Raw genomic sequence first — 5,948 nt, 5'->3', positions numbered from 1 at the left:
GAATCACACGGTGGCCGCACCCGTTCGGACGCCACGCCGCCACCCCACACAGAGACCACACGTCGGCCACTGTCACTGGAGTACTAGGCGGCTCCTCCTCCCGCAGCCGGCCCAGAATGACGCCGACGATCTCCTTGTGTAACCGTTCCCGGGGCCCGGGGTCCGCTGCCCGGGCCGCTGGCACGAGCCCGCCGCCCGGGCCGGCGACGGGGCCGGCCAGCAGCCCCGCGACCCGGCGCAGCTGACCGCGTAGCCGCTCCGCACTCGCCAGGTCCGCCGGCAGACCGACCGGTTCGATGATGGCGGTGAAAAGACGGCGCACGGGGTCCGCGGCCGTGCCCTGTTCGGCGGAGCTTGACCAGTTCGAAGCCCGCAGGCGTTCGTACCGTTCGCGGAGGTGCTCGCGGACGGCGAGCGATCCGGCGCCTGCCGTCGCTGCCGAGGCCGGATCGCCCGGCGCTGCCGGGGCCGTCGAGCGTCCCAGGCCGACGGCATCGGTCGTGGTCGAGAGGGGTGCCGGATCCGGGGGACCCGACGTACCCGAACCACTCGCGGTACCCGAACCACTCGCGGTACCCGGGACGCCCGTACGCCGAGCATCCGCGGTATCCGCGAGGGCGGCCAGGCCGCCGCCGGGCGGCGGCGCGGCGGTCCTCCCGACCCGGTTCTCCACCACCTGCCGGCACCAGGGCTCCGGCCGGCCCGGATCGAACATCTCGTCACCGATCAGGGCCAGCAGATCGCCGATTCCCCGCATCCCACCGCGGCCGTAAAGGTCCACGAGCAGCCGGGCGGCGGTGGCCATGATCGGTGGAGCGTCCGGCCCGCCCCGCGGATCCACGTGGATCGCGGCGGGCTCCCCGTTGCCGGCACACGCCGGTTCGAACGGAACGAACAGGAACCGCGGGCCTGGCTCGTCGGTGTGCCGCGCGCCCGAGGGGACGGCGGTCGCATGCGTGGAGAAGGTCAGCCGGTAGGGCAGAACACCTTCGAGGATCTCCACCAGGGCCCACATCAGCGTGAGCGCCTCATCCGAACCGGTGTGGGCCACCACGAAGGGACGCTCGGCCCGCGACCATGCCAGTACCGCCGCGATGAGCGTGACGAGCCGATCGCGCCGCACCCCCCCGCGCGCCGACTGGCGCAGGGCCCGCTCGCCCGTCCGTCGGCGTGCGGTGAGGTCGCGCAGGTGCAGGGGAGCCAGCCGCGGGACGGTGCGGGAGCTACCCACCACGACCCCACCCGCCGCGTACAACGCGAGCCTCACCCGTTCGGTCAGATAGTCCGCCCGGCCGATCAGGATGTGGGCACGCAGCCGGGCCCGGCTCTCGCCGCCGCGTTCCGGGATCCGGATTCGGTGCACGAGCGCCGCTTCCGGGATGCGGCGCGGATCCCTCGCCGTGAGATGGTCCGGCGTCTCGGGATGATCCGGAGACCGGATGATGTAGGTGAGCGCCGACGGTGGGTGGGGGAGCCGGCTCTCGTCGAGCTCGACCTCGCCGGCGAGAAGCCCGCTCCAGGACCTGGTCACCGTGGAGCCCAGGGAGCTTGCCGCCGGGAGGTGACTCTCGCCGCCCGTCCTGCTCCGGCGCGACCAGGAATAGATCATCTGGTCGAGCCGCGTCGCCTCCGCTGCCCAGCCGGACCGTGCCCTCGGCGTCCCCAGATGATCGATCACGGTAGACACCCGTTCCGCCGGGCCCGACGGCGTCGCTGAACGCGCCAGCCGCGACAAGCGCCGAGGACGACGGATCCGGCGGCGACGCCTTCCCGGGTGTCTTCAAATCCGCTCGCACCCGCCGGTGATACTTCCTTCCGGGGGCCGTAATGCCGGGCCGCGTAATGTTGGTCCCGCACGAAAGTCCTGGTCCTAGCGGGTGGGCATGAGGACAGGAGCCCCCTGGCCGCTCGCTGCTTCTCAGCCAATGGTCGCCCCCCAGACGGTGGTCCCTCAGCCGGGCATTGATCGTGCTGTCCCGGTGAATTATGGCGTGCTGGCGGAAAAATATTCCTGGCACCCGGTAGACGTCCAGAGGAGTCCTGAAAAATCGGCCTTGCGATCGCTGTCGGCCCGTCGGTTGCGATCCTTCCGCGGGGTGTGCCGTCGCTCCCGCCCGAGGAAGGATCGCAACCGGGCCCAAGTCGTACCCCCGACGAAGTTCTGTAGTGCCCGCTGCCGTACCGCCGGTCTACGTGTGCGCGGGGAACTTCCGCGGTCGTCCTTTTTCGCATGGTGGGTCGCCGTTGTAGCCAAGGTGTTGACGTGATGTTATTCGGCTCGTTCATCGCTCCGGATGCGCCCGCCGCCGCGGGCGCGGTTTGTTCGCGGAATTGGTGGGATCCATCGAGCTGATCGGTGCGGGGCCGGTGGTTCCGGCGCCAATAATCCGACGGATCTCACGGCGAGTGACGCTATCCGGAGGGAGGCGGATCTGACGTTGAATACCGTCACACGATGCGATCGGTGAACGGTCTTCGGCCGAGATCGAGGTTGTCATGGCCGTGGCGCGATTCCTGAGCTCCCGGTAGTGCGGGGGAGAACACCTCGGGGACACACCTACGTCTCGCTGGAAGGGCGATCAGAATCGGCCCGCTTCGTACCGTCCGACGGCTTCTCGGTCGGGTGGCCGGTCAGGTGGTGGGCACGGCCGCGTCGGCGCGTGGCCGGACGAGGGTGAACCGGTCGAACGGGACCGGCGTCGGTGCACTGGAGTCGTACACGGTCACCCGGATGCTCGTCGAGCCGCCCGGTTCACCTGGATCCACCTCGAAAGCCGCGAAGGCGTATGGATGCTCCGATGCCCGGAAGGCGAGCCAGGGCGCGTCCTCCCTCGCCCGGGCCGATCGGCGATGCCACCCGCCGGGATCCTGTTCGTGCACGCCGACGATGACCCAGCAGGCGGGTGGATCGAACAGTGCGTGCGCGGACGGCGACGATGATCCTCCGGTCCCCACGAGCAGGTGGACGGTGCCCGCCGAGGTGTCGAGCAGGTCACCGGCCCCGCCGACAGCCGCGGCGCCCACTCCGTCAGCGGTCTTCCGGGCGGGCGTCGTCGCATCGGGGACCGGGCGGGGAGTCCGGGTCGCGCTGTCCGGCACGACCCCGCGCAGCGGATGAGTGCGCTCGTAGTGGTGCTCGTGGCCGCAGAGCACCAGATCCACCTCGTAGGTGTCGAACAACGGCAGCCATTCCTCCCGGATACCGAGGTCGGCGCCGTTGTGCTCCGCCGCGGTCGACACCGCGGCGTGGTGCATGCCGACGACGATCCAGTCGATGCCGGAATCGGCGCGGGCCTGTTTGAGGGTCCGCTCCAACCAGGAGGTCTGCCGGCCGGCGGTGTACCCATGGAGGTAGACCCGCCCGCTGTCCTGATAGCAGACGTCGGCGGCGCTGAGCATGACGAACCGCACGCTGCCGACGGTGAACGCGTACCAGAGCCCGGCGAGGTAGGCCTCCTCGTCGTGCTGGGGAAGGGCGAAGTAGGCCTGGTAGGCGGCTAGCCCCAGCGATCCGTTGCCCCGCTCGGTCTCATGGTTGCCGTTGCAGGGCATCCACGGCCGGAACCGGGCGGAGGAGCTGATCATCGTGAACCAGTCGAACCAGGCGCGAACCGGATCTGTGCGCTGGTTGGCGTACGACAGGTCGCCGTTCGCGAGGTTGAACAGCGGCGCGAGGCGTTCCACTCCGGTCACCACGTGGCGTGACGCGGCCGAGCCGTACGGGTCATGCGGCTCGTCGGTGCCCTGGTCGCCGAAGCAGGTGAAGCTGAAGGCGGCCCGGTGCCGTGGAGCCGTGCGGAACGACCCGTGGGCCAGGCCCCAGCGCCCGTCATGACCCACGTCATAGCGGTAGCCGGTAGCCGGCAGGAGGCCGGACAGGTGCGCATGGTGGGCGAAGACCACCTCGTTCGTCAGGGCGTCCGTGTAGGAACAGGTGAGCGCGGTCACCGAGCCGGTAGACCCGCCATCCGCCGGGCCGAACCGTACCTGGGGCCGTGGGACGGCAGTTCGGGTCAGCCACGAGACGACCATGGACGTGGCGGGATCAGAGCCGAAGGTCAGGTGAACGCCGAGCGCGACGTCGGGACTACCAGTCACCAGCGGAGCTCTCCGTTCGCCGAACCAGCAGTCCGAACCGTCCTCGGGGCGATGAAGTTGTGCCTGTGCTGTGCCGGCAACCGGACCCGATCTCGCCAGGTGCCCCGGCTGGCAAGGTGGTTATCCGGTGGCTGACATTTTCCCATATTCCGTTACCGGTCGCCGACTGAGCGGTGTGACCGAGCGATGTGTGAGAGAACGAACGTGTTCCAACTCTGGAGCGACCAGCCCGGATACGCGGCCGAGACGGCGATGGCCGGCCATCACGCCCGGCCATCACGCCCGGCCATTGCGAGGTCACCGGACCGGCCGCCTCCCGGGAGGCAGCCGGAACTTCCCGAGTGCCTACTCGCTGGACTTGGCCAGATCGACCGGCGGGGCATCGGGCACCTGGTTCGGCTTCACCTCGCCACGGAAGACGAACTTCGCCTCGTCACCATCGCCTTCGACGTCCCCGACGACGATCTCGCCCGGCTTGAGCGTGCCGTACAGGATCTTCTCGGACAGCACGTCCTCGATCTCCCGTTGGATCGTCCGGCGCAGTGGCCGGGCGCCCAGCACCGGGTCGTACCCCTTCTTCGCCAGCAGGGCCTTGGCGACCGACGTCAGCTCGAGAGCCATGTCCTTGTTCTTGAGCTGGGCGTCCACCCGGGCCAGCATCAGATCGACGATCTGGATGATCTCGGCCTCGGACAGCTGGTGGAAGACGATGATGTCGTCGATCCGGTTGAGGAACTCGGGCCGGAAGTGCTGCTTGAGCTCGTCCTGAACCTTCGCCTTCATCCGCTCGTAGTCGACGGCGCCCTGACCGGTGGCGAACCCGATGCCGGGGCCCTTGGAGATGTCCCGGGTGCCCAGGTTCGACGTCATGATCAGAACGGTGTTCTTGAAGTCGACCAGCCGGCCCTGGGAGTCGGTCAGCCGACCGTCCTCCAGGATCTGCAGGAGGGTGTTGAAGACGTCGGGGTGCGCCTTCTCGACCTCGTCGAACAGGACCACCGAGAACGGCTTGCGCCGCACCCGCTCGGTGAGTTGGCCGCCCTCCTCGTAGCCGACGTAGCCGGGCGGGGAACCCACCAGCCGCGAGACGGTGTGCTTCTCCATGTACTCGGACATGTCGAGCTGGATGAGCGCGTCCTCGTCACCGAAGAGGAACTCGGCGAGCGTCTTGGACAGCTCCGTCTTACCGACACCGGACGGGCCGGCGAAGATGAACGAACCGCCGGGGCGCTTGGGGTCCTTCAGCCCGGCACGGGTGCGCCGGATCGCCTGGGAGACGGCCTTGATGGCCTGCTGCTGGCCGATGACGCGCTTGTGTAGCTCGTCCTCCATGCGCAGCAGGCGCGCGGTCTCCTCCTCGGTGAGCTTGAAGACCGGGATGCCCGTCCAGATGGCGAGCACCTCGGCGATCTCCTCGTCGCCCACCTCGGCGACGACGTCCATGTCGCCGGCCTTCCACTCCTTCTCCCGCTTCGCCTTCTCGGAGAGGAGGGTCTTCTCCTTGTCCCGCAGGGACGCGGCCTTCTCGAAGTCCTGCGCGTCGATTGCGGACTCCTTGTCCCGGCGGACGGTGGCGATGCGCTCGTCGAACTCGCGCAGGTCCGGCGGAGCGGTCATCCGACGGATGCGCATCCGCGAACCCGCCTCGTCGATCAGGTCGATCGCCTTGTCGGGCAGGAACCGGTCGGAGATGTAACGGTCGGCCAGGGAGGCGGCCGCCACCAGCGCGGCATCGGTGATCGATACCCGGTGATGCGCCTCGTACCGGTCCCGCAGCCCCTTGAGGATCTCGATCGTGTGCGCCACTGACGGCTCTGCGACCTGGATCGGCTGGAACCGCCGCTCGAGAG

Annotated in this window: 2 protein-coding genes and 1 pseudogene; all 3 read right to left on the bottom strand. The window is 69.1% G+C overall.

Going from position 1 to position 5,948, the window contains the following annotated elements; translation table 11 throughout:
- A pseudogene (locus AC08OU_RS10970) lies at positions 1-1,678 on the bottom strand (hypothetical protein); the annotation flags it as partial.
- 953 nt (positions 1,679-2,631) lie between these two features.
- Positions 2,632-4,098 carry a purple acid phosphatase family protein gene (locus tag AC08OU_RS10965; RefSeq protein WP_476601893.1) on the bottom strand — a complete coding sequence of 489 codons (1,467 nt, stop codon included), beginning with the start codon at positions 4,096-4,098 and terminating at the stop codon, positions 2,632-2,634.
- 345 nt (positions 4,099-4,443) lie between these two features.
- Positions 4,444-5,948, bottom strand: a 1,505-nt coding sequence (locus AC08OU_RS10960; protein WP_476604832.1) for an AAA family ATPase, incomplete at its 5' end; no start/stop codon positions are given.

It is taken from the genome of Frankia sp. CcMO1, assembly GCF_977945845.1.
This window is presented reverse-complemented; position numbering and strand designations above follow the sequence as displayed.